We start from the raw sequence: 24,359 nt of genomic DNA, 5'->3' as shown, positions 1-24,359 counted from the left end.
TGCTCCCTCCTTAGGCATCGTGGCGTTCTCCGGCTTGCCCGTCCGCAGCGTCCGATCCGGCACGCGCCGGTCCGAACGTCTTGTAGGCGCTGATCACGGCTTCATGAAGCGGATCGCCGGCCGGGATGCCCGTGTAGCGGGACAGCGTCTCGCCGATTCCCTGCTCGCGGATGCTCCGCTGCAGCTCGACCGCTTCCGGGTCGTCCGCATAGTCGAATCGGAGCGCCGCCGCCATCGCGCCGGTCAGGTGCGCCGTGCCGACGCCGAGCTCCCGCGCCAGCGTCGCCGGCCGGACGAGCCGGTCGCCCGCCGCCAGCTTGCGGATCGGCGAACGGCCGACCCGCACGACTTCGTCGGTCAGATACGGGTTGCGGAAGCGCTCGATGATGCGATCGATATAATGGCCGTGTTCCGCTTCGTCGAACCCGTACTGCCGCACGAGCACCGCCCCCGTCTCCGCGAGCACCCCGCGCAATTTCGCGACGATCTCCTCGTCTTGCATCGCTTCCTGGATGGTGGCATAGCCTTTGACGTACCCATGGTAAGCGGCGCTGCAATGTCCCGTGTTGACCGTAAACAGCTTGCGCTCGTTATACGGTCCAAGGCGGTCGACATAGTGTACGCCGTCCAGGAGCGGATAGCCTTCCGGCAAAGCCGAGCGATCGACGACCCACTCGTAAAACGGCTCCACCGTTACGAGCAGCGGGTCTTCGTGCTGCTGCAGCGGCACGATCCGGTCCACCGCCGCGTCGGGAAACGCGATCCGTCCGGCCGACCGCTCCTGCAGCTCCGGAGCCAGATGGCCGTAGACGTGCTGCTTGAGCGCCGTGCTGCCTCCGATCGCGTTCTCGCAGGCGATGATCGCGAGCGGCGCAACGCCGGTCCCCGCGGCGGATGCCGCTTGCAGCCGCAGCTCGATTCCCCGGGCGATCGTCTGCGCCAGATAGGGCAGCGCGTTCAGGCCGACCGCCGTCGTCACGAGATCGGCTTCGGCGATCGCCTGCTCGACGCGCTCCGCGTCCCGGCCGTTCAACGCCGACACGCCGCGCACCGTCGTCGTCTCCGCTTCCGCGTTCGCCAGCCGAACGCGGTATTCTCCGCGCTCGTTCAGCAACGCGACCCGCTCCTCGCTCACGTCGACGAATCGGAGCTCGTAGCCCGCCCGGGACAGCAGCAGGCCGATGAAGCCTAGACCGATATTGCCAGCGCCGAAATGGACCGCCTTCATAGGTCCATTCCTTCTTCGAAGATCGCGATAAGCTCCTCTTCGGAAGAGGCCCGAAGGATGCGCTGCATGTCGTCTTCCTCCGCTACGAGAACGGCGACGCTGGACAGCACGTCCAGATGCTCCTCGCCCACAGCCGCGAGACCGATGACGAGGTTTGCCCGCTCCTCGCCGAAGTCGACGCCTTCGGGCACGACCAGCACGGACATCCCGGTGGAGCGGATGAGCGGTTTGGCGTCGTTCGTGCCATGCGGCATCGCCAATCCTCCGCCGATGTAGGTGGAGGAGACGCCCTCCCGCTCGATCATTTTGTCTACGTAGGCGTCGGGCACGTGTCCCGCGTCGACGAGCAGCTGTCCGGCGAGCCGGATCGCTTCGTATTTATCGTTTACCTTGACGTTCAGCTTCACTTTTTCTTTGGACAAGATGCTCATGTTCATTCTCTCCATTCTCTAATGTCCTCATAAAGCTCTCCATCTCCTGCGAGACAAAGGCCTTGATCGCGCCCGCGTCGGCCTTCTCCAGCAGCCGGATCATCTCCGGCTGCAGCAGCATGGCGCTGATCTCGCTCAGCACCTCCAGACCGGGACGGTCCAGCTGCCGGGGCGCCAGCATCAACAGAATCTGCCGCACCTCGTCCTTGCCTTCCGCCCCCAGGAAGAGCGGCGGATCCAGGCGAAACAAGGACAAGATAGGCTTGCGTACCCATTCGCTCCTCGTATGAAACAGCGCCAGCTTCGTATCCGTAATGAGCTGGCTGCCTTGACGTTCCCGCTCGATCAGTTGTTCGGCCACCTGTTCCGCGTGGTTCAGGTTCCCCTGGGGCGATACGCGCGCCAGAATGGCCCGCAGGACGGCCCGCAGATCCCCGCCGCGGTCGCCCAAACGGATCTCGTGGACCTCGAACGGATCGAGCACCTGCACGATCTCCGACGTGTACGCACTCATCCGCCGCAGCCGCTCGAGCGGCCCCGCTTCGTCCTTCGGCCCGGCCGCGGGCGGCGGCGGGGCGGCGGCGAGCTTGCGGATGTAGGCCCGCAGCTTCTCCGCCTCTTCGCCCGTCAGCAGCGGACTGAGCTTGATATAGCGGCTCGGCTCCACGGGCAGGTCGACGGTCGAGACGATCAGGTCGTAGCGGTCCTGCGGGATCCGCGCAGCCTCGTACCAGGAGTAGTTGCCGATCAGGTCGATCTGCGGAATCTCCTTGTTGAGACGAACGGCGAGCAGCTTCGACGAGCCGATGCCGCTCGTGCAGACGAGCAAGGCCCGCAAGGTGCGAGGGAACATCTGCCACCGCTCCATCGCCGCGCCGAAGTGCATCACGAGATAGCCGATCTCCTCGTCCGGCACCTCGACGCCCCGCAGCGCCTCGTCCGCGCCGTCCCGCACCGCGGCAAACAGCGCGGCATAGTCCTTGCGGATCTGGGACAGCAGCGGATTGCGGATCGCCTCGCCCTCGCGAAGCCGCTCCAGCGCCGGCCCCAGGTGCCGGACGAGCCCGTCCAGCAGCGAGCGATCCTGGTCGAACGGGATGTCCATCCGCCGTCCGACCGCCCGGATCAGCTCGACCGCCGTCTCCGCCAGCGTCACCCCGTACATCTCGAGCGGGGTGGCGGCATGCGGGGGCGCGGCGGCCTTGGCCTCGTCGATGAGGCGCTGCACATATGCCTGCTCGGCCTCCGGCCAAGCGATGCCGAACGTCTCGGCAAACCGCGCGAGCTTCGGCGAGGACGATGCCGCGGGCTCGGCCGGCGCTTCGGAGGATGCGATCCAATGGCCGGCCCGCATCCGCGCGAACGCGACGGAGAGGCGGATCAATAGCCGGGTATAGGCCGTGTCCGACAGCCGGTTCGGCCAGCCTTCCTCGATCTGCCACAGCGCCTGCTCGACGTCGAGCAGATGGCTTTTGCCGGCCATCTCGAGCAGCCGATCGGTGACCGGGCCCGCGGAAGGGGCGCCCGGCGCGTTGCCGTACAGCTCCGACTCGTCAAGGTACGTCTGGGCCAGCAGCGCGATCAAGCTGCGCTTGGCCGGCTCTTCTCCCTCGATCTCCACGCCATAGCCTCGTCTGCGAACCAGCGACAGCCGCTGTCTCTGCAGCTGCGGCTCCATTTCGTCCAGGTCTCGGGTGATCGTCGGGATCGCCGCATGGAGGGCGTGCGCGATCGCGTACAGCTTGACCGGCTCGGCTTCCTCGAGCAGCTGGCAAAGGATGAGCACCTTGCGCTCCTCCGAGGAGTAGGTGGAGGAGACGGAGGCGCCGAGCAGCCGCTGGAACCGCGCGACATCCTCCTCCTTGCCGTGGACGGAAATGCCGATGCCGGACTTCTTCACGAGCGACAGCCCGTTCTCGAGCAGAATGGGCTCCAGCTCCTGAATCTCGCGGTGAACGGTCCGCGTGCTGATCTGCAGCTCTTCCGCGATCTCTCCGGCGGTCACTTCCCCTTGCCGCCTCAGCAGCACTTCCAATAGGCGACGCTGCCGATTGGAAACGATCATGTCGGACATGTCCCCTTCCAAGTAAAAACGGTATCGCCGCCTTCTCGGGAAGAGGGCGACGCGTTCAGGTCGTAGACAAATCGGAAAAGGACTGGCGATGGTTGCCCGCTCCCCGATCTGTCGAGAAACGGACGCAACGCAACGCCGACGTCGAATCATCCGTCAGCGCTGCGTCCTCCAGCTTCTCTATTCCTTATTCGTCGCCGCCCAGCCGTTCGACGAGCGCATCGTACTCCTTCGCTTTGAGGAAGTCGTCGATCGAGATATGCTCGGCGCCCGGCGCCTTCAATCTGGCGCGGTCCGTCAGCGATTTGTGCGTGACGATGATGTCCGCGTCGGGCGGAATCTCGCTGATCGCGGTGTTGGTGACGGCGACCGGAATTTGCGCTTTGTTCAGCTTCTTGCGGAGAATCGAAGCACCCATTGCGCTCGATCCCATCCCGGCGTCGCAGGCGAACACGATTTTGTTCACGTCCGCTTTGGCCTTCACGACCGTCTCGGCCGCGGCGACCGGCGCCGTTTGCCCCTTGGACTGCGCCTTCATTTCCTTCATCTTGGCGGAGGCCGTCTCGAGATCGCCTTCCTGCGCTTTCTTGCTGGTCTTCAGCAGTACCGAAGCCACGAGGAACGAAGCTGCCGTCGCGGTCAGCACACCGCTCAAGACGGGCAGCAGGCCGCCCTTCGGCGCCATCGCGATATAGGCGAAGATGCTTCCCGGCGAAGGCGTGGCCACCAGGCCGGCTCCGAAGGTCGTGAAGGTCAGCGTGCCGACGATCCCGCCGGAAATCGCGGCCAGAATCAGGCGCGGATTCATCAGGATGTACGGGAAGTAGATCTCGTGAATGCCGCCCAGGAAGTGGATGATGACGGCGCCCGGCGCCGACTGCTTCACCATGCCGCGGCCGAATACCCAGTAGGCGAGCAGGATGCCGAGGCCCGGACCGGGATTCGACTCCAGCATGAACAGCAGGGACTTGCCGGTCTGAGATGCCTGCTCGAGTGCGATCGGGCTCAGCACCCCGTGGTTGATGGCGTTGTTCAGGAACAGCACCTTGCCCGGCTCGATCAGGATGTTCGCGAGCGGGATCAGGTGATGGTTCACAAGGAACTCTACGCCGTTCGCCAGGCCTTTGCTGATGGTCTCGACGACCGGGCCTACGCCCTTAAACGCCGCGATCGCGAGCAAACCGCCGATGATGCCGGACGAGAAGTTGTTCACCAGCATCTCGAACCCGGATTTGATCTTGCCGTCGATCAGCCGGTCGAACCGCTTCAGAATGACGGCGGAAAGCGGCCCCATGATCATCGCGCCGAGGAACATCGGAATGTCGCTGCCGACGATGACGCCCATCGTGGCCGTCGCGCCGATGACCCCGCCCCGCGCGCCGTGCACCATATGTCCGCCCGTAAAGCCGATCAGCAGCGGCAGCAAATACGTAATCATCGGGCCGACGAGCTTGGCTAGCGTCTCGTTCGGGATCCACCCGGTCGGAATAAACAGAGCCGTGATCAGCCCCCAGGCGATGAACGCCCCGATGTTCGGCATGACCATGCCGCTCAGGAACCGACCGAAGCGTTGGACGGCCACCTTCAGGCGGCCTTCGGATGCTTGAAGCGATTGTTCCGCTTGAAGCGATTGCTCCGCTTGACTCATGTTGCAACCTCCTCCTCTATCTTGTTCATACCCTCTTGTGAGTATGTTGAAGTCTGGATTAATCATACCGAGAAAGCGCTTGCAAGATCAATGAAAGGAAAACCAGCTTTCGTCATGAAAGCTGTTGACAGGATTTATTGTTGTGCGATTCATGGAAAATAAAAGTGGGGACGGCCTTTGATAAAAGTAGCAGAAATTCCCTTCGAATCCGACCCGTGATAAGCTGAAATCAGGTGATGAACATGGCATTTGACCAGGAGGAACAACCGATCCTGCGAGAGAGTCGCGTCTCCGCCCCCTCCGACGCCAGAGGAGGCCGACGGGCGGGCGCGGGACGCAAAGCCATCGGCCTTACCCGCAAGCTTTCCCTGACTTTACCGGAAAAGCTCTGGGCGGAGATCGACCGGCGCTGCGACAAAGGAAACTATCCCGCGTCCGAAATCATACGCTCGATCCTCGAGGATTATCTTCGGGATATCGACGACGTGAACTGAAGGAGGGTCTTTGTGAATTACCAAAGCATCCTTTTCGATTCCGCGCCCCCGAGTTTGGATCAGGCGGAAAAAGAACCTCCCGGTTGCTTCCGCGATATTCATATGGATGCGATCGTCCGGGATATCGCGAGAGGGACGGAGGAGTACAAGCTGGAGCCCCTTTTCTACCGCAAGCTTGAGAATGCGGACGCCATTCGATACCGCTTGGCCATCATGCGGGAAATCGATCATGGCGGCTTGTTCGAGGCCTTTGCCGAGTTCTCGCAAAGGATGCGGAAGGTACGCGAGTACGAAACCTACAGTCGAACATTCGAGGATCCGGACCAACGCATGAAGTGGCTGCTGGATGCAGCCAACCTGTACTGTCGGGCGGCCGGAGAACTTCAACGCGTCTTGACCGGCGTCGAGCTGCGATCGCAAGGGCTTGTTCATTTCCGTCATTGGCTGACCTTCCTTATTCACACCCCGCGATTTGCCGCAATGAATGAGGAGGTCGCGGCGTTGCATCGGGAGTTCAGCGAAATCCGATTCGACATGGCTTTTGAGGACGGAGCCTTGACGATCGTTCCCGCCGATGACGAGCAAGACTATTGCCAAACGTTAAGCGCCGTGTTTCGGCAAGAGCAAACGGCAGCGGAATCTTACGGCTTCCTCCTGTTTCCCGGATTGCATCTGTCCGAAATGGAGAAAAGCATGCTGACGGTCATCAAAAAACGTTATCCGGCGCCCTTTCGCAAGCTTGAAGCCTTTTATGCTGAATTTTCAACGTGTATCGAACCTGCCCTCCTCGTTTTTGAAAGGGAAGTCCAATTTTATTTGGCTAGCCTGCAATATTTCCACGCGCTGCGGGACGACGGGCTTAGCTACGCTTACCCGGAGATCGGCGACAGGAGAGAACTCCGCATCCGAGGCGGATATGATCTTTCTCTGGCCGCATCCGCGCGGCAAGCAGGAGAAACGATCGTCGGCAACGATTTCGAACGGGATGACCGGGAAGGAATCTTCGTGCTGACGGGCCCGAATCAAGGGGGGAAAACGACGTTCGCCCGCTCGCTGGGGCAGATTCTTCATCTTGGCTCCATCGGCTGCCCGGTACCGTGCCGGCAGGCCGTCCTTTTCGGATTCGATCGCCTATTCACGCATTTCCCCTCCCGGGAGCAGCCGGGCAGCCGTTCCGGCAAGCTGCAGGACGAGCTGGATCGTCTGAAGCCGATTTTGGACCATGCCACGGACCGCAGCGTCATTTTGCTCAACGAGCTTTTTTTCACAACTTCATCTCATGATGCGTATGCGATGGGCAGCCGAGTCCTGCTGAATTTGCTGGAATTGGGTGCCCTTTGCTTGTATGTCACGCACCTTTTCGAGCTTGCCGCCGCACACGAAAAATTCATCAGTCTAGAAGCCATAACAGACCCTGAGGATGTCTCGAGGCGAACGTTCCAAATTCGCAGACAGCAGGCCCGCGAGCTCGTTCACGCCTCCGCTTTGGTCCGAAAATACGGCCTGACACGTCATCAAATCGAGGAAAGAATACAACGATGAAACCTTATCTGCTGTATGAATGCCGTGAATTTGTCCCCCTCCAGCCTGCTGCCGATTTGGCGTTCATGGAGGATTTGCAAGTCGAGCCTCTTCTGGAAGCGATGTCGCGGGGGGATCGGTTTGTGCTGGAGACGGCGCGAAAGCTCGTTCCTCGCCTCGAGATCGAACCCTCCGATATTTTGTACAGACAGCAGATGGCAGCAGACTGCATCCGTCATCCGGCCTTGATCGAGGAGATCTACGAGATCGCGTCTCGCGTGGAGCTCCAATCGGCCGATTATCGGACGCAAATGAAGCCGAGCTTCTCTCGCAACGTTTCGGTCGTCGAAAAGCTGAAGACCGCGGTCGCTTTGACTGAATGGATCATCCAAACGCTTCGGACGCTGCGGACGATGGGGAAGACACGCCTGGGATCCGATCAAACGGAGGGATTGAACTGTCTGTTTCGGCGGCTGGACGAGGCCTATCCGGATTCGTTTCTATCCGATGCCGAGAACCATTGCCGGCTCCTTCGACAGGCGGTACAGGAGCGTCGTTTGCGCATCGGCGCATCGTTGGGAGACGGGATGAAGGGTACGAATTACACGCTCAGACAAGTCCGGGCAGCCTCCAAATTTTCTCTGCTCCGAAGACCGGGCAAGTCCGGTTCGCTTCGCATGGCGCATAGTCTGGCAGAGATCGAGGACAGCGCCTTGGCGAACGTGCTAAGGATCGTCAAACGGTTCGCCGACGACACCCTGCGCTTCTTCGACCAGCTGCGCTTCGAAAGCAGCTTCTACGTGGGCTGCGTTCGCCTTCATGAGACGCTGGCCGAGCGGGGCTGCGAAGTCGCTTTTCCGATCCCGCTGCCTGCGCACGAGAGATGTCTTTCCTTTTCGGGCCTATACGATCCCGGCCTCGCCCTTAGCCAAATAGGTCGCCTGCCGGTGTCCAACGATTGGAATGGGAAGGGTGCGCTCTTGCTAATGATTAGCGGCACCAATCAGGGAGGGAAAACAACCTTCTTGCGAAGCATCGGCGTGGCGCAATTGATGATGCAATGCGGATTGTTCGTGCCCGCGTCCTCCTTTTGCGCCAACGTGTGCGATTGCATGTTCACCCACTTTACCCGAGAAGAAGACGAGAGCATGCGCAGCGGCAAACTGGATGAAGAGCTGGCACGGTTGGACGGCATCGTCAGTCATTTGACGGTCCGGTCCCTTCTGCTCCTGAATGAGCCCTTCGCATCCACGACGGAGCGAGACGGCTCCGCCATCGGGAAGGATCTTCTCTCCGTTTGCTATGCCTTGCAATTAAAAGTCTGCATCGTCACGCATTTCTACGAATTGGCCGACTGGGCGTATTCGCAGCAACTCGACCGGGCGGATTTCCTGTCCCCGGAGCGCGGCGAAGAGGGGTATCGCTCTTTCAAGCTGCAGCGCCGCAAACCTTCGCCTACCAGCTATGGAGAAGACCTGTATAAGCGCACCCTGGGAGGAATGTGAGCGGAGGCGCGTTGTCGGTCCGTAGGATGGGCTTGGACCCCCACGGAGCCACAAGCCACTGCAGCGCCCATCCTAACGGGTTCCCTATTTCGGGGGAGTGGTGGGGGTGCGGGGGAATAAGGAACTTTTTGTTCCCTATTTCGGCGGAATAGCGGGGGTACGGGCGAATAAGGAACATTTTGTACCCTATTTCGGCTGAGCGGCGGGGGCGCGGGGGAATAAGGAACATTTTGTTCCCTAATTCGCCTGAGCGGCGGGAGCGCGGGCGGATAAGGAACATTTTGTTCCCTATTTCGGCGGAATACCTGGAGCACGGGGGAATAAGGAACATTTTGTTCCCTATTTCGGCGGAATACCTGGAGCACGGGGGAATAAGGAACATTTTGTTCCCTATTTCGGCGGAGTGGCGGGGGCGCGGGCGAATAAGGAACATTTTGTTCCCTATTTCGGAGTGTCGGGGGTGCGGGCCCCGTCCTAGTTGGAGCATTTCGCTCCATCTGACGGACCCGGACCCTCCTGACCGTCCTAGTTGGGCCATTTTGCTCCATCTGACGGCGCCACGATCTCCTGCCCGCAAAAGCGTTCGCATGACAGGAGATCATCTCACCGTTCAAACAAAAGGACCTCAAATTCCACGATAAGTGGAGGTTGAGGTCCTTTTTCTCGATGAAAATCGGTGCTGCGCAGGGCTAATCAAATCACAGTTTGGACAGCCCCGTTTTCGATGAGTCTCTGCTGCGTATCTTGCGCATGGCGATTTCTCACGGATGCAATTTACTGCGAGGCAGGCGTATAGGTAACCGTATAAAAGACTTCCGTCGTCTTGCCGTAGCTGTTGCTCGCCACGAGCTTGAACGGGTTCGCGCCCGGATTCAGCGTGACGTTCAGGCTGGTGGAATAGTTGATCAACTGATCGTTCACGTACACTTTCGGAGAGCTGTCGTTGTCGTCGGTCACCGTCCACGTCAGCGTGATCGTCTGCGCGGAGGTCGTCTCCGGCGCGTAGCCCAGTACGAGCTTCGGCGCGGAAGGCTCGAATACGATCGTGCGAGTGTCCTCGGTAGCCGCGCCCGCGTTGTTCACCGCTTTGAATTTGATCGTGTTGGACCCCGGCGTCAGGCTGACCGTCGCGCTGCTGCCGTAGGCCTGCTGATCGTTCACGTACACTTTCGGGTTGCTATCGTTGCTGTCGCTCACCGTCCAGCTCACCGTTACGGTTTTCTTGTTCGTCGTGTCCGGGACGGACTGGATGACGAGCGACGGTCCGCCGTTCGCGAACGCGATCTCCAGCGTCTTCTCCGTGGACTTGCCCTGCTTGTTGACCGCGCGGACCGTGATCCGGTTCGCCCCCGGCTGCAAGGAGACGTTCGCGCTGCTGCCGTACGCTTGCTCTCCGTTGACGTACACTTTCGGAGAGGCGTCGTTTTTGTCCTGAACCGTCCAGCTTACGCGGACGGAATTTTTGTTCGTCGTGGCCGGCAGCGGGTCGACCGCGAGCGTAGGCGCAGCCCCGTTCAGCACGACCGTCTTCGTCACTTCCGTCGTTTTGCCCAGGCTGTTCACCGCTTTGAAGGAAAGCGTGTTGGCGCCTTCGCGTAGGCTCACCGTCGTGGACGTCCCGTAGAGCTGCTGCCCGTTCAAATACACCTTGGGCGACGGATCGTTCTTGTCCTGTACGGTCCAGGTCACGTTCAGCGTGTCTTTGTCCGTGGACTCCGGCACGTTCATCACGTTCAGCGTCGGACCGTTGCCCTGGAACACGACGTGCTTGACGACCTTGGCCGACTTGCCGGCGCTGTTTTCCGCGACGACCGTGATTTCGTTGTCCCCGTCCTCCAGGTTGACCTGGGCGGAACCGGACGTTCCGTATTGCTTTTGCCCGTTCACGTAAACGACGGGGGAAGGATCGTTGCTGTCCTTGACCGTCCACGTCACCGTGATCGTCTTTTTGTCGGTCGTCTCCGGCACGCCGTTAACCGTAAGCGTCGGCGCGCCTTTCTCGTACTTGACCGCCTTCGTCACCGTCTCCGTCTTGCCGCCGGAGAGACGGGCGGTGATCGTGTAGGTGTAGGTGCCTTCCTCGTTCAGACGGAAGCCCTCGCGGAATTGCCCCTGCGTGACCTGGACTTCCTTGTTGTTGATGTACACCTTGGCGCCCTTGATCACGTCGCCGGTGATATAGAACGTCGGCGTCTGCGTCGTCTCCGGGACGGAGACGTTCAGCCCGAGACCTTGCTGGCTGTCACCCGCGGCTCCTTTGATGACCCGGTACAGCAGCGCGGCGGCTTCGGCGCGGGTCACCCCTTGGTTCGGCCGGAAGGTGCCGTCCTCGTAACCGGTCACCAGCTTGTTCTCCACGGCGAGCGCCACATAGGTTTGCATATTCGGAGACACCTTGTCGCCGTCGTAAAAGCGATCCAGGATGCCTTCGTCCTGCAGATCGTCCGGCTGGTAGCCGAGCGTCTTCACGAGCGCGACCGCCACATCCTCGCGCGTCGCGCTAGCGGTCGGGTCGAAGAACGCCTTGCCGGACGGCGGATAATAGCCCGTGAGGAAGTCCTTCGCGGCTTCGATGTCCCCGAACGACCATCGCGACTTCGCCACGTCCGCGAACGTTTGCTTCGCACCGTCATCCGGCAGATCCAGATAAAACGCCCGCGTGATGAGCGCCGCGAATTCCTCCCGCGTGACGGCCTTCTTCGGCTTAAACGAATTGTCCGAATAGCCCTTGATCAGTCCCACCTCAGACATGCTGATGATCTGAGGATACGCCCAGTAGGACACGCCTACGTCATAAAATACGATAGCCGCGCTTGCCCGATACGGCACAGCCAATGTCACCATCAGCAGCAATGCCGAAAATAGCAGCCCTGCCTTCTTCATGTCTACGACACTCCCAGCCCCCAAAATTCATACATAGGTAGATCGAATTATGTACGATAGGACTACAATAGCAGAGAAATTTTGGGAGTGTTGTCGAACGGTGTCGGTTTTTTCATTTACACCTAAATCGAAAGTAATAGAGCAAAACAAGACTCAGGATGAATTTGAAACCAATAATATGTATTTTAAGTATATTTTAAAAACTACTGGAGGTGTTACTTATTTGCAGACATTTGAAAATGTATTTAAACAGTTTCAGAAAGATCTTTCAGTAAAAAAAATGATAGTGCGTTTTATTTCATTTAAAACGAAGTTGAAAGCAAGTATTCTTTTAATATTGATTTTTTTATTTAGCCATCTTGGATCGATTATTAGTGAGTTTTACTATCTAATTATGATATTATGCACATTTTTAATGTACCTATTAATCAATAAAGAGCTAAAAAAGATAAAGACTAAGAGGTATGGCTCAGATGTTAATTTTCACGATACAAAGTATTTATTACTTTTTGATATTCTTGAAAAAAATAATATCTACGACCCAAAGAATACCTTGTCGTCTGAACGTAAAATTCATTACTTAATTAGTATATTAAACGAGAATCTAAACAAGAAAAAAACAAGTGTCAAGTTACTCAGTATATTGGGCACTATCTTTGTATTGGCAGCAAAAATTATTCCCTTTTCAAAAATAACGGCAACCGACATTTCCCAATCATGGTTAACCTTAGCAATACAATTAGTTGGTCTACTTATGATGACCTATCCATTAATTTTCGAAATAATGGACAAAAAACATTTAAAAATGGATGAGTTAAGAAATATGCTCTATGAAATTCTTTTTAGGAAAATATAAATTACCAAAGAGTGATTATGCCTAGTATTATTCCAGACACTCCAGGAGTTGCTCGAAGCCGAGATGGACACACCTGGGCTATGGTAAGCATGACGGGCAGAATAGGCAGACATCGAACAGCCGCAGCGGTAAGAGCAAGATGGAAATCACGAGCAAGTATGACGATCAGGAAACCTTCGTCCCACGAGATCTCCTGGGTGAGTTCGAGCCACTCGTCGTCCAAAAACACCAATACAATGCGACTGGCATCGAGGACCAAATTATTTCCTTGTATACCAAGGGGGTCAGCACGGGAAAGATCCAGGACCATCTACAGAATCTGTATTGATAGCCTGGAGGTCTTCCTACTTTCAACTCTAACGTCACGAACAAGAATATCCCGCTATCAAGTATTGGCAGGATCGGCCGCTGCAAGGCGTCTACACGGTGGGCTTTCTGGATTCAATCCACTTCAAGATGAAGCAGGAAGGCGCCATCTTGACTGCACAAGATGCTGTACCTCGTTATGATGGACGTCACCCGCAAATGGACCGTGTTCAAAACTGGGGACAGATGCTCCTGGCAACTATCCGTCTTCTTTCTTGATCAAATCGGCCAGTGAGGAGGCCCCCCCCTCCGGGGGAGATTCCTATAAAAGAGTTTATACAAAATTACTGACAGACCCTTTAGTTTCTATGAGCTTAAATTAAAACCTCTTCATTCTGGAACGAATTATCTTGTATTTTTCGCCCTAGTTTACCCGATAGCCAATTCTGATATTCTTCCAATTGGCTGAGATCTTCTAAAGATAAAGTTATTGCAGATGAAACGTGGGCTACAATATTTCTTTTATCATTTACAAATACTAACCATGAAGTACGATTTTCTTTATTGCCTGTCTTCTTATAAGCGAATATGGATTCAAATATATCCCAGTTCTCCATAATAATTTTTCTATAATCCATTAAATCAAAATAATTAGCTTTACCACCTCTTTGACCATCGTTTAACTCAAATCTTTCAGAAGCCTTTGTCCTAACAGCTTTGGGAATCCCTTGTAGCCACCATCCTAACTCATCTTCCCCAAATACTTGTTTTAATTCAGAAAGTATTACTTCTTGGAGATTAGTCTCAATCCAGTCTACAATCTGTTTGCCTCTGTGATTAGTTTGTGCTTTTTCAGTCTTAATAAAATCTTCTAGACCTGGTGGATTATATTCAGGGATGCTCAAATGTATTGCATGCTGGCAGCGCTTAGTTCTGATAGCCTGACCTTGGTTTCCTCTAAGGTCTCTAAATCTTTTTCTCTCAATTTCATTAAGGGAACCAAAATAGTTTCCAAGAGTTTCAGCATAATGTTGAACATGTTCAAAAAGAGACTCATTGTCCAAACGTAATAGTCTGTATCCCTTTGAATCTAAATATTGAAACACACTTTTTAGTACATTTAAGCACGTAGTAATTCCATCGTTCATGGCAAGGCCTCCGCCCTCACCTGAACCCTTGTCCCACCACCCCTGAGAACGATCACGAATAATTCCAAACCATTCCTTTAATATATAAATAGTTCTTTTCAGAGTTGCCTCATTATCGCCTGCCCAAAGTGGACCATACTCAATCGGACTACCGTTCTTAGCTTTTAGAATATGAAATCCTGTCTTATCTAAAGCACTATAAACGCTCCCAAGTGTAATACATCTTAAAAAATCTTTATTGTCATCTGCTGTCTGTATTCTCCCGTATAGAGGAGATTCAGGATCCTCCCCCAGCTCCTGTATAACTTTTGAAATGATTGCTCTTACTCTTATTTGTGGCTCAGTAGAATCCCAATGCAATTCTGCATACAACTCTTGCAGTAATGATTGCTTTACACTTTTTTGTTTCCCATTTATGTCAACAAATAATTGTGCTTGCGCACTTGCAGCTAGCCCTTCAAAAGCCAAGACAGCCAACTTACCCGAAGATGCTTTTTCCAGTCCAGAATAAGCGAACAATCTGTGTTGACCATCGATCACCCATGCGGATTTATAGGCTGGCTCTATATCAAGCCACCCTAATAAACCGCTATCTATATCTGAATCTTGCTTGATTTTTTCGAATCGAATCTTGGCAAGCTTTTGGTCGAGATTAATTACAATATTGGTAGGGAATATATTGTTATCCTCGATATACTCTTTTATTTTTGTTAACTTGGTTTTGTTGATCATTCTTTGGTAGGTATTAATATCAGAAGCCTTACCTTTTGCACGATGAGAAATATATGAGATTTTAAGTAAGTACTCTGGGGGAATAGAGAATGAATAGCATGTATACCCCCCCATTTTTGTTCTCACCGCAGGGACCCTAATTGAAAGGCCTGGGATTGTCTTACCAGGTAGCATATCCGCACAAAATTGATACTTTGCCGCTGGGCCAAGATGGGCAGTTAAACTTTCATAATAATCTAGATCCTGTTCGTCAAAAATCGCAACACCTGCTTGGTTAGCAATAACACGATCAGATTCAGAAAGTGAAATATTTGATGTAAAGATTACAAATGCAATTTGTCTTTTGCGAGCACTGGTAAATTGTGTTCTCACATTACTAGCGAATTTATTTCGTAACATTTTTAACTGTGATATATCCGTCTGCATGGTGCTTTTAATTGAACTCAATCGCTTTTCTGATGAAATGCATTTTACGGCAACTGCAAGCTCATCATCAATACCAACCACATCCAGATTTGTTTCTACGATATCATTACCGTTAGAGTCATTTTTTAATAGCTCTCCCCCCTCTTTTGTCAAATAAGTAAATCCCATACGTTTAAATAACGTCCAAACACGATCTCTTTGTAGTACGTCGTGCTCCTTATTTCGCCTTATACGAATTGTTCTGGAATTTTTTTGTTCGATAGTCCATCCTTTAGATAGATATTCTTCAAGCAACGGTTTGTTAATCGACCTCACTTCATAATTTCTCATTTTATATCTGGCAAGTGTTTGCAAGTTAGTCGACATTTCGATATTACTAAGCATGCACTTTACACCCCTCCATAAAAAATGCATTCAGTAATTTGACCACGATGTTCTCCAGAAGCCGCAATTGAAGAAGCACGTTCGATTACTTTATAGTTAAAAGACTCATACAATTTAATCAATGAAGGATGATTAGCGTTGCTTATTACTACGCTACAACCACGCTCAACTAAACGAGAAGCTACTTTTGATAAACGTACTTGATCATCCCATGTGAAGATTTTAGAATTGTATCGTAGAAATCCATTTTTACCTTTTGATATTGTATACGGTGGGTCGAAATAAATTAAATCGCCAGCCTTAGCATCTAATACAGAGTCCTCAAAATCAACTGATCTAAGATCTGCTCCTGCTAATGCCCGGCTTACTGAAAAAATTTTAGACTCATCACAAGGGCTCAGATGTGTCCTATGTCCATACGGAACATTAAATTCGCCTTTAAGATTCTGCCTGTATATTCCATTGAATGAGAGTCTAGTTAAATAAATCAATCTTACACATTTATCAATGTCACTTTCAGGAATATTTCTTCTGATTTCATAATATGAAGTCTCTGAATTCTCTAACCTTTGAAGTCTTCTAATTACTTCTTCTGGATTATTTCTCACTTCCCTATAACAGTTAATCAAATCAGGATTACAGTCAGATAAGAACGAATTTTGTGGTTGCAAAGCAAAAAATAGTGCCCCACCACCAAGGAATGGTTCATAATATCTATTAAAGGCCATTGGAAGTATTGGAAGTAAATGCTTTAGCATATTCCGTTTGCCACCGGGCCACTTTAGCAATGGTCTGCCTTTTATCTCTCCATCAAAATAATGCAAATAGCTGCTTCCTTCCTTGATCGTTAATTCACTTGTTACTTCTTTTTCATACGCCAGCATGGGGATTTCATTTATGTAGCCCAAGGTACCATTCATTGTGTCTTCTCCCCTGATTAATTGTAAATTACCCTATTAATTAAACCTAATAATTCGACATAAAGCCATTTATTCCTCCATATTTAGGGAAATCGCTTCGGTGTAGTTAAGCTGTAAATCTTTGCAACTATTCTGCTAATAAAATGACGAATGACCATATCACATAAAGACGATTTGCATTAAGTGGTATCATTTTTCACTATTTTTTTAAAACGATCAGCTACGCCAGAACGATTGCGCAAGTTCGCCGATCACGTGGACGAACTAGAACAGATCAGCCATTGATCAACTGCTGTTCATGCTGAGTGTAATTAACGTTCATCTGCTTGGTCTTCTGGCTAATCTTGTCCAGCTGATGCTCCACTAGCTCGTCCAGCGGCTCAATCTTGAGACTTCATGGTCTTCTAATGCACTACTCCCAGTCTATCATAGATCCTAAGGTAGGATCTCTAGCACGACATCCGGAGGCTTCTCGTACATGTCAGTTCTGGATACGCGAATACTTGAAGTTACGTTCAGGCTGATGAACAGGCAGAAGTTCCTGCAGAACCTGCCGTGGGAAGACGCTTATCAATCCGACATCGTTCATTGGGATCAATGCCTGCGGTTCAAAACTAAACCTCTACTGAATAAAATGATAAATCTATCTTCCTTTCAATACTGTTGACACAATTAAGTCATATCAATGAACGTGAGGTAATCATGGATATGTTCAATCCTTTTGAGCTACTAGATTTCTTTGAAGTCGATCAAGATCCTTGGCCGGATTTCGAGAGGCTTTTTGAGAGAAGAGGCGGCCCCAAGAACTGCTGGTGTATGGTGTGGCACGGGGAAACTGAGGATCGAGTGAATAAGGAAAATAAAAAAACGCCATTCGTAAAATGGTGCGAGAAAATGTTCCTGTTGGTATATTAGGCTACGCAGGCGACGAGCCGATTCGCATGGTGCTCGATCGCTCCGCGTTCAACCTATCGTGAGTTCGGAGGCGTATATGAACCGGGTGAGAATCCGGACAAGATCTGGTCTCTGGTCTGTTTCTTCGTGTCTCGGAAATACCGCAGGCATGGGGTGATGAATCAACTGATTCAAGCCGCTGTCGAGCACTCGCGTCAGCGGGGGGCAACTGATGTTGAAACCTACCCTGTCGCCCCCGATTCTCAAGCTACTGGTTCAAGGGGTTTGTTCCGCAATTTAGCGAGTTCGGATTCGTCGAAGTGGATACTGCGGGAAGTCGGCGTCATGTGATGCGTTTATCTTTGGGTTCTCTTTAGGCGAACTATCCCTCATACGCGCCCATTAATATCTTGATGTCGATTATTCTTTTCATTTGGAGCAATGCTTTCATCAACGAAGATCGAAGTGTACAACTTCACTGCCTCTTTGGCTTGCGTATCGAACCAAGCCATCATATTAGTATAAAAAATGAGCTGCGGTTTCTCCCCGATTGCGATGTGTTAGAATCCGCTTTCCGATAGACACGGCGACAACTCCATGACCACTATCTCAACCGTCCAGCTTGTTCAACGTCTCCATGTAGAGCACCTGCAAAAACTTTTTGACGTTTACCTTCCCTTTGCCGGGCGGGGCGTTCTCCTCGATCTCCCGCATCTTCAACCGGACATCCTGAAAGTCGAAGTAGAGCGGCGCGTAATATTCGAACTTGGGGTGGCTGTAATCCGTCAGTCCGATGGACGCCAGATTGGCGATGGCGGCGATGACGGATCTGCGGATGCGCTGCTCGACCGCTTTGCTTCCCTTCTCCGGGTCCTGCGTCTCGGGGTTGGCCGATAGTACCATGGATGCGTACAGTTCCCGGAGCTGCGGAAAATCGCGCCCCCGGTTGTGGTCTACAAGCCACTCCATGATCGACAGAATGTCCTTGCTGCCGCTCTCTCCGACGATCCCGAGATCCGTCAGGATTTGCCCGACGACGGCGCGAACGTTTTTCTCCTTGCGCATGGGTGCCGGGCCCGGCTGAAGCGGATCGAGCCTCTCGAGCGACCGTTTGATCTCCAGCAGGTAGCGGTCGAGCATCCATCGTTCGCTTACTTTCTGCAGCACGGATTCGACTTCCACCCAATTGATGGGCTTGCGGATGAAGAACTCGATGCCGTTCCGGTACGCCTGGCCGACCATCTCTTTGTTTTCTACCTGCGAGATCATGACGAAACGCCCGGGATACCCGCTCCCCTTGAGTTGAATGATGGTCTCGATGCCGTCCTGGTCGGACATGAGCAAGTCGATGAGCACGATGTCCGGATTCGTGTCCAGAACGAGGCTGGCACCCGTCACGCCTCCCCCTGCCGTGCCGAGAACGCTTCCGAAGCCGCTGTCCTCAATGATATTTTGCAGCATTCGGGTGCTGACGGCATCATCGTCGACGATACAAAAGCTTGGTTGCATCTTTACGCCCCTTTCCGCAGCGTTTTCGTGGGAAGCGCGACGATAAAGCGGACTCCCTTGCCCGTCTCGGGGGTGACGACCCGAATCTCGCCGCCGAACGCCCCCACGATGTCCCGCACGTGCGAGAGTCCGATTCCGGTGGCCGCGACCCCGTCCTGATCGAACTTCGTCGTGAAGCCTGGCTCGAATATCATTTGCCGGTCGCGCTCGGGAATGCCCTTGCCGGAATCGACGACCTCGAACACCGTCTGCTCTCCCCGGTCGAAGGCGCAAACCCGGATGAACCCGTAACGGTTCATCGCTTCGACGGCGTTGGACACCAGATTGTTGAGCACGGTGAGCAGGACGATATAGTGGGACGTCGAGAAGTCGACCTGCAGATTCCCTTCGATCGTCAGCTCTTTCTTCAGCATCTCGCTGTACGTCTGATTCGCCTTGATGACGTAACGGAAAATTTCCTCCAGATTCATCTCCTGGGCGATTTCCCGGTCGTACAGCTTCGTCAGCCCCGCCAGAATCCGCTGGGAATCCTTCTTCACTTCGTGGATCTGCTGTGCGATGCCCAGCGCCTGTCGGCTGAACTCGGTCAGCGACGCCGCCTTCAGTCGGCTGTACAGCTCGAAACTGCTCGCCGTGATTCGCTCGATCGCGTCCATCGATTTCCGCAGATAGAACGATTCCCCGTACAGACCCGAACCGATATTCAGCATCTGTTCGATCCGCTTCTGCTGCTCCGCCTGGATCAGCCGCATCTGGCGAATCGCAATGCTGCTGAACAGCCCGATGATGAAGTAGCTCCGCAGCACGGCGATCGCCGCCAACAGCGCGATCCCGTTGTTGTGGAACGGCGACATTCCCTCGAGCAGCCTGCGCGTGAACAGCTCGGTCTCGTTCGCCAACAGGTCGATGGCGGAGACGATGACCCCGAGCAGCAAGGGCTGCAGCGCGCCGATCCGCTCGCGGATGAGGCTCATGCCCAGCGCGAACACGACGTAGAACACGCCGCCGGCGAGGTGATTCAGGAAGCTGGAAGCGACGGAGAACGCATCCGGGGAGAAGATCGCGTCTTCCGTCGTTCGAAACAGCACGACGACAAGTCCCGTGACCGCTCCGGCGCGGACGAACGACAAATGCTGCATCAGCAGAAGAAACAGCAGCAGCGTGCTGGCTCCGAGACCCAGGCGGAAAATGTCTCCGTTAAAGGGATTGATCTTGAATTCCCCGGCGAACGCGGTCATGATCGCGATGATGAACATCTGAAGCGTTTCGTTTTTGAACAGGGTCTGCATTTTCATTCCAATCTTGAATGGAGAGGGAGAGTCGGTCATCCGGGTGCCTCCGTCCCATACGGCCCGTTTTTACTTGCTATCGTACCACGGTCCCGAGCGTTTTCAACCCTGGGATTCGGGCGGCGGGAGGACGGACGGCGCAGCAAATCCCAGAATACCCCTGCTTTTTTTAACCCATGTATACGCCGTCGCAATCACCGGCATGACCACCGCGAGCGGCTGCAAACGATCAAGCCATGCGGTTTTCCAGTCTGCGGGAGGCGAGCGACAGGGCGTAATTGACGACGAAATAGAGGAAAGCCGCAAGGATCAGAACCGGAATCGCGGTCCGGAAATTGTGGGCGATGACGATGTTGGCGTTGTGCATCAGCTCGGGCAGCGCGATGATGACCGCCAGCGAAGTATCCTTCAGCAGCGAGATGAATTGGCTGACCAGCGGCGGTACCATGCGGCGCAAGCCTTGCGGCAGCACGATGTGCCAGAGCGTCTGGAACGGGGTCAAGCCCGAGGAGCGGCTCGCTTCGACCTGTCCCTTGGGAATGGAATGGAGCCCGCTGCGCACGATCTCCGAGATCATCGCCGCTTCGAACACGGTGAGCGCGACGATCGCGGATTGGACGATGCCGAATTTGATGCCGACTTCCGGCAGCGCGAACATCGTAAAGAAGATGATCAGCAGCAGCGGTAAGTTGCGGACCAATTCCACCAGGAACGCCGCCAGCTGCGAGAGAACGGGAATTTTCATATACCGGAGCGTGCCGGCGATGCAGCCGATCAGGAAGCTGAGAACGATGGCTGCGGCAGCGACTTCGAGCGTCACGAGGAAGCCTTCCAGCATGAATTCGACATTAACCCACTTGTACGCGTCTTTAAAGTCCATCGGATCCGCCTCCTCAATCGTGTCTGGCCAACCGGCGCTCCAGCCATCCCGTCGCATAGCTCAAAGGAAGAGTGAGCAGCAGGTAGAACAAGCCGGCAAAGATATAGGTGCTGAAAACGACGTAGGTGTCGGAAGCGATCCGGTCGGCGTAGAACATCAGATCGAATCCGGAGATGACGCTCAAAATGGAAGAGTTCTTGATCAGATTGATAAATTGGTTGTTCAGCGGCGGAATGACGATCTTCACCGCTTGCGGAAGCACGACAAGCCTCATCGCCTTCCCGTAAGACAGCCCGGACGACCGGGCGGCTTCCATCTGCCCCTTCGGTACGGATAGGATGCCCGCCCGGACCGCTTCCGCGATGAACGCGGCGGTATAGACGGCCAGACCGAGCGTGCCGCAGGCGAACGGGTCCAGCACGACCCCGATCGACGGAAGGCCGAGAAAGAATAGATACACGACCAGAAGCAGCGGAATGTTCCGAACGAACTCGACGTACGCCGTGCCGATCCATTGCAGCGGCTTCACGGGGGTGATGCGGAACACGGCGAGCAGCGTGCCGAGAAGGAAGCTGCCTGCCAAGGCCAGAACGCTGGCGTACGCGGTGTTGCCGAAGCCTTTCAAGTAGGTGCCGAAGTGGTCCGTCAGGATCGTAAAATCAAACATCCCGTGCGCTCCCTCCCTGGATCTCCCAAGTAAAACCGGCTCCGCCGTCCTCAAGGAAGATGGCGGCACGTTTTTATCGGAGGTCATACAGAAATAGATAGGGGTAAAACTTATGCATTCTGTATGACCAAACAGAAGACGGGGGAGAAGCTCCCCCGTCCGCCCTCAGCGGATTCATTCTTTCATCGGCGTCTCCCCGATCCATTTCTCGTAGAGCTTGTCGTACTCGCCGCTGTCCTGCAGCTTTTTCAAATAGTCGTTGACGAAGGCCACCAGATCGGCGTTTCCCTTCTTCGCCGCGATGCCGTACGGCTCGTCGGTGAAGGTGCCGCCTACGACCTCGTAATTCGAATCCTGGCTGGCCATCCCGTACAGAATCGCGTTGTCCGTCGTCAGCACTTGGCCCTGGCCCGCTTTGAGCGCGGTGAACGCGTCCTGGTAGTTGTCGAATTCGAGCACCGTCGCGTCCGGCGCCTTCTCCGCGATGTTCTTAACCGAAGTGGAGCCTTTGACGCCGATGACTTTCGTTCCCTTCTTGATGTCGGCAATGGACTGGATCGGACTGCCCTTCTTCACGAGAAGCGATTGGCCGGCTTTGAAGTAGACGTCGGAAAAGTCGACCTGTTTCTTGCGCTCCTCCGAGATCGTCATCGTCGCGATGATCAGATCGATGTCGCCGTTGTCCAGCATCGGAATGCGCGTTTTCGAGGTGACTTCCTTCAGCTCGAGCTTGCTCTCGTCTCCCAGCAGCTCCTTGGCCAGCCCTTTGGCGACGTCGATGTCGAAGCCATCCACTTTGCCGCTGGCGGGGTCCTTCAGGCCGAAGAGGCGCGTGTCGAACTTGACGCCGACGACGAGCTTGCCTCTGCTCTTGATTGCCTCGAGCGCCGACGCGCCGCCCGCAGACGCGGACGACGACCCGGAGGAGGAAGGCGAAGGCGACGCACCGCCGCTGCCATTCTCCTCCTTCTTGCCGCACCCGGCAAGCGCAACAACCGTCAATACAAGCACGGCAAGACCCAGGACGAACCATTTTCTTTGTCTCATCTTCTTTGCTCCTCTCCCGTCTTCAATTTCTTATTAAACGGCTGAGAAAAACGCGCGCCCGCTCCTCGCGCGGATTCGCGAAAAACTCCGCCGGCGTTGCCTCCTCCAGAATCCTCCCCTGGTCCATGAACACGACCCGGTCGGCCACTTCCCGCGCGAAGCCCATCTCGTGAGTGACGACGACCATCGTCATGCCTTCGCGCGCAAGCGTCTTCATGACGTCGAGCACTTCCCCGACCATTTCCGGGTCCAGCGCGGACGTCGGCTCGTCGAATAGCATGATCTTCGGCTTCATCGCAAGGCCGCGGGCAATCGCCACCCGCTGCTGCTGGCCGCCGGACAATTGGGGCGGATACGCCTCCGCCTTGTCCCGGATGCCGACCTTCTCCAGGTAGAACAGCGCGGTCTCCTCGGCCTCCCGCTTGGACAAGCCGAGCACTTGGATCGGGGCCAGCGTAATATTTTCAATGACTTTCTTGTGCGGATACAGGTTGAAATGCTGAAAGACCATGCCGATGTCGCGCCGCAGCTTGTTGATGTCGGTTTTCTTGTCATTCACGCGGACATCGTTCACCGTCAGTTCCCCGCTCGCGATCGTCTCCAGCCGGTTAATACAGCGGAGCAGCGTGCTCTTGCCGGAGCCGGACGGGCCGACGACGACCACTACCTCGCCTTGATGGACGGAGAGATGGATGTCCTTCAGCACGTGAAACGCCCCGAAATGCTTGTCAACGCCTTGAAATCGGATCAATGGAGTCCCTCCTTTTGCGTGCCCGGACAGCCGATCCGCCGAACAAAGGCGGCTACCCGGAGGCGGTACCGATCTTCTTTCCATGTTAACGCCCAACCTACAGCAAATAACGCGATCCGACATGTTATCTAACATTAAAATGGATTAATATTTCAAGAAACTCATGTTATGTTATTTAACTTAACATGTAAGCGCTTGCGTAATAATGGGCGTTTCCGGATGTCCTAGTTCCGAATCGAGCGGTTCTTCCTTTAACGTCTGTTGTTTAAAAGTCAAAGCCACTCCAAGGTCAGGAGTGGCTTTCTAAAACAGCTTATTGCAATCCAATCGAAAAGGGGAATGAGCGTCTCGGTGCTTGACCAAAGGTGTAGATGCGAGTGCATAGAAGCGGCGAAAAATCTAACGGTTGTGAGCGACGCTATTGGAGTAAAAATGGGGTTTGCAAAATGTTACGGTTGCCAGCGAGCCTATTTTCCGTTTTTTCGCAGAAATTTTGCAAAGAACATGACACGGATAACGGCGTGGGAAATTTTACAAAAGAAAGAGGTTCCTGTACCGTAGAAAGTAACGACACCCCAACGGAAAGGAGACCTCTTGTCTACTACCGTACCGAATTCCAAGGTTGTTCGTCAAGTTTTAGGGATGTTTCGGCAAGATCCATCTCCGTTTTATAACGATGCCTACGCTAAGAAATTATTCGTATGGAATACCGTTCTCCTTTTTCTCGAAGGTATTTTGCAACAACGCCGTTCGGTGAACAGCATCGCCT

At 54.2% G+C, this 24,359-nt stretch carries 18 protein-coding genes and 1 pseudogene; 6 read left to right on the top strand and 13 right to left on the bottom strand.

Going from position 1 to position 24,359, the window contains the following annotated elements:
- Nucleotides 1-10: 10 nt before the first annotated feature.
- From LKX83_RS05420 to LKX83_RS05405, 4 genes are all read right to left on the bottom strand, one after another.
- On the bottom strand, nt 11-1,228 hold the full coding sequence (locus LKX83_RS05420; protein WP_227881152.1) for a mannitol-1-phosphate 5-dehydrogenase: 1,218 nt from the start codon (nt 1,226-1,228) through the stop codon (nt 11-13).
- Complete coding sequence (locus tag LKX83_RS05415; protein WP_227881151.1) at nt 1,225-1,659, bottom strand: PTS mannitol transporter subunit IIA; 435 nt, start codon at nt 1,657-1,659, stop codon at nt 1,225-1,227. The genes LKX83_RS05420 and LKX83_RS05415 overlap by 4 nt, the downstream gene beginning before the upstream one ends.
- Nucleotides 1,607-3,724 (bottom strand): BglG family transcription antiterminator, encoded by a 2,118-nt coding sequence (locus tag LKX83_RS05410; RefSeq protein WP_227881150.1) that lies wholly within the window; start codon nt 3,722-3,724, stop codon nt 1,607-1,609. Before LKX83_RS05410 ends, LKX83_RS05415 begins: the two co-directional genes overlap by 53 nt.
- A gap of 193 nt (nt 3,725-3,917) precedes the next feature.
- Entirely contained in the window at nt 3,918-5,378 is a 1,461-nt protein-coding gene (locus LKX83_RS05405) for a PTS mannitol transporter subunit IIBC (protein WP_227881149.1), read from the bottom strand.
- A gap of 242 nt (nt 5,379-5,620) precedes the next feature.
- Between LKX83_RS05405 and LKX83_RS05400 the strand changes: the two genes are divergently transcribed.
- From LKX83_RS05400 to LKX83_RS05390, 3 genes are read left to right on the top strand one after another with little or no spacing between them, the layout of a single operon-like run.
- Nucleotides 5,621-5,872: a ribbon-helix-helix domain-containing protein gene (locus tag LKX83_RS05400; RefSeq protein ID WP_227881148.1), complete on the top strand. Its 252-nt coding sequence runs from the start codon at nt 5,621-5,623 to the stop codon at nt 5,870-5,872.
- Between the two features lie 12 nt (nt 5,873-5,884).
- Nucleotides 5,885-7,414: a MutS-related protein gene (locus tag LKX83_RS34250; protein ID WP_227881147.1), complete on the top strand. Its 1,530-nt coding sequence runs from the start codon at nt 5,885-5,887 to the stop codon at nt 7,412-7,414.
- Nucleotides 7,411-8,898 carry a MutS-related protein gene (locus LKX83_RS05390; RefSeq protein ID WP_227881146.1) on the top strand — a complete coding sequence of 496 codons (1,488 nt, stop codon included), beginning with the start codon at nt 7,411-7,413 and terminating at the stop codon, nt 8,896-8,898. The genes LKX83_RS34250 and LKX83_RS05390 overlap by 4 nt, the downstream gene beginning before the upstream one ends.
- 774 nt (nt 8,899-9,672) lie before the next feature.
- On the opposite strand, the gene LKX83_RS05385 is transcribed toward LKX83_RS05390, so the two are convergent.
- Nucleotides 9,673-11,781, bottom strand: coding sequence for an S-layer homology domain-containing protein (locus LKX83_RS05385; protein WP_227881145.1), 2,109 nt, complete (start codon nt 11,779-11,781; stop codon nt 9,673-9,675).
- A 100-nt stretch (nt 11,782-11,881) separates the two neighbouring features.
- On the opposite strand from LKX83_RS05385, the gene LKX83_RS05380 reads away from it, so the two are divergent.
- Complete coding sequence (locus LKX83_RS05380) at nt 11,882-12,637, top strand: hypothetical protein (protein WP_227881144.1); 756 nt, start codon at nt 11,882-11,884, stop codon at nt 12,635-12,637.
- Between the two features lie 33 nt (nt 12,638-12,670).
- A pseudogene (locus tag LKX83_RS34695) lies at nt 12,671-13,117 on the top strand (transposase); the annotation flags it as partial.
- A gap of 200 nt (nt 13,118-13,317) precedes the next feature.
- Here LKX83_RS34695 and LKX83_RS05370 read toward each other — a convergent pair.
- Both LKX83_RS05370 and LKX83_RS05365 read right to left on the bottom strand, forming a co-directional pair.
- A complete protein-coding gene (locus tag LKX83_RS05370; RefSeq protein WP_227881143.1) occupies nt 13,318-15,633 on the bottom strand; it encodes a DGQHR domain-containing protein in 2,316 nt (771 codons plus the stop codon).
- Between the two features lie 5 nt (nt 15,634-15,638).
- Complete coding sequence (locus LKX83_RS05365; RefSeq protein ID WP_227881142.1) at nt 15,639-16,553, bottom strand: DNA adenine methylase; 915 nt, start codon at nt 16,551-16,553, stop codon at nt 15,639-15,641.
- A gap of 1,041 nt (nt 16,554-17,594) precedes the next feature.
- On the opposite strand from LKX83_RS05365, the gene LKX83_RS34240 reads away from it, so the two are divergent.
- The gene (locus LKX83_RS34240) at nt 17,595-17,798 is read left to right on the top strand and encodes a GNAT family N-acetyltransferase (protein ID WP_370639028.1); all 204 of its coding nucleotides are present in this window, start codon (nt 17,595-17,597) and stop codon (nt 17,796-17,798) included.
- Nucleotides 17,799-18,056: 258 nt separating this feature from the next.
- On the opposite strand, the gene LKX83_RS05350 is transcribed toward LKX83_RS34240, so the two are convergent.
- The 6 genes from LKX83_RS05350 to LKX83_RS05325 all read right to left on the bottom strand — a co-directional run bounded on the left by LKX83_RS05350 (nt 18,057) and on the right by LKX83_RS05325 (nt 23,590).
- Complete coding sequence (locus tag LKX83_RS05350; RefSeq protein WP_227881140.1) at nt 18,057-18,956, bottom strand: response regulator; 900 nt, start codon at nt 18,954-18,956, stop codon at nt 18,057-18,059.
- A 2-nt stretch (nt 18,957-18,958) separates the two neighbouring features.
- Nucleotides 18,959-20,284: a sensor histidine kinase gene (locus LKX83_RS05345; RefSeq protein ID WP_227881139.1), complete on the bottom strand. Its 1,326-nt coding sequence runs from the start codon at nt 20,282-20,284 to the stop codon at nt 18,959-18,961.
- Nucleotides 20,285-20,474: 190 nt separating this feature from the next.
- A complete protein-coding gene (locus LKX83_RS05340; RefSeq protein ID WP_227881138.1) occupies nt 20,475-21,125 on the bottom strand; it encodes an amino acid ABC transporter permease in 651 nt (216 codons plus the stop codon).
- A gap of 13 nt (nt 21,126-21,138) precedes the next feature.
- Nucleotides 21,139-21,792: an amino acid ABC transporter permease gene (locus LKX83_RS05335; RefSeq protein ID WP_227881137.1), complete on the bottom strand. Its 654-nt coding sequence runs from the start codon at nt 21,790-21,792 to the stop codon at nt 21,139-21,141.
- A 174-nt stretch (nt 21,793-21,966) separates the two neighbouring features.
- A complete protein-coding gene (locus LKX83_RS05330) occupies nt 21,967-22,839 on the bottom strand; it encodes a transporter substrate-binding domain-containing protein (RefSeq protein WP_227881136.1) in 873 nt (290 codons plus the stop codon).
- A gap of 22 nt (nt 22,840-22,861) precedes the next feature.
- Complete coding sequence (locus LKX83_RS05325; protein WP_227881135.1) at nt 22,862-23,590, bottom strand: amino acid ABC transporter ATP-binding protein; 729 nt, start codon at nt 23,588-23,590, stop codon at nt 22,862-22,864.
- Nucleotides 23,591-24,359: the final 769 nt, after the last annotated feature.

It is taken from the genome of Cohnella baijiui, assembly GCF_020731285.1.
In the GTDB taxonomy this organism is placed as follows: Bacteria; Bacillota; Bacilli; order Paenibacillales; family Paenibacillaceae; genus Cohnella.
Note: the sequence above shows the minus strand (reverse complement) of the source record. Positions and strands in the feature narration are given on the sequence as shown.

What these genes read in the sequence shown, in the direction of transcription:
- LKX83_RS05330 (WP_227881136.1), bottom strand. Translation starts at nt 22,839, where the DNA reads ATGAGACAAAGAAAATGGTTCGTCCTGGGTCTTGCCGTGCTTGTATTG.
- LKX83_RS05345 (WP_227881139.1), bottom strand. Translation starts at nt 20,284, where the DNA reads ATGACCGACTCTCCCTCTCCATTCAAGATTGGAATGAAAATGCAGACC.
- LKX83_RS05415 (WP_227881151.1), bottom strand. Translation starts at nt 1,659, where the DNA reads ATGAGCATCTTGTCCAAAGAAAAAGTGAAGCTGAACGTCAAGGTAAAC.
- LKX83_RS05350 (WP_227881140.1), bottom strand. Translation starts at nt 18,956, where the DNA reads ATGCAACCAAGCTTTTGTATCGTCGACGATGATGCCGTCAGCACCCGA.
- LKX83_RS05390 (WP_227881146.1), top strand. Translation starts at nt 7,411, where the DNA reads ATGAAACCTTATCTGCTGTATGAATGCCGTGAATTTGTCCCCCTCCAG.
- LKX83_RS05385 (WP_227881145.1), bottom strand. Translation starts at nt 11,781, where the DNA reads ATGAAGAAGGCAGGGCTGCTATTTTCGGCATTGCTGCTGATGGTGACA.
- LKX83_RS05370 (WP_227881143.1), bottom strand. Translation starts at nt 15,633, where the DNA reads ATGCTTAGTAATATCGAAATGTCGACTAACTTGCAAACACTTGCCAGA.
- LKX83_RS05400 (WP_227881148.1), top strand. Translation starts at nt 5,621, where the DNA reads ATGGCATTTGACCAGGAGGAACAACCGATCCTGCGAGAGAGTCGCGTC.
- LKX83_RS05410 (WP_227881150.1), bottom strand. Translation starts at nt 3,724, where the DNA reads ATGATCGTTTCCAATCGGCAGCGTCGCCTATTGGAAGTGCTGCTGAGG.
- LKX83_RS05420 (WP_227881152.1), bottom strand. Translation starts at nt 1,228, where the DNA reads ATGAAGGCGGTCCATTTCGGCGCTGGCAATATCGGTCTAGGCTTCATC.
- LKX83_RS05335 (WP_227881137.1), bottom strand. Translation starts at nt 21,792, where the DNA reads ATGTTTGATTTTACGATCCTGACGGACCACTTCGGCACCTACTTGAAA.
- LKX83_RS05405 (WP_227881149.1), bottom strand. Translation starts at nt 5,378, where the DNA reads ATGAGTCAAGCGGAGCAATCGCTTCAAGCGGAACAATCGCTTCAAGCA.
- LKX83_RS05340 (WP_227881138.1), bottom strand. Translation starts at nt 21,125, where the DNA reads ATGGACTTTAAAGACGCGTACAAGTGGGTTAATGTCGAATTCATGCTG.
- LKX83_RS05365 (WP_227881142.1), bottom strand. Translation starts at nt 16,553, where the DNA reads ATGAATGGTACCTTGGGCTACATAAATGAAATCCCCATGCTGGCGTAT.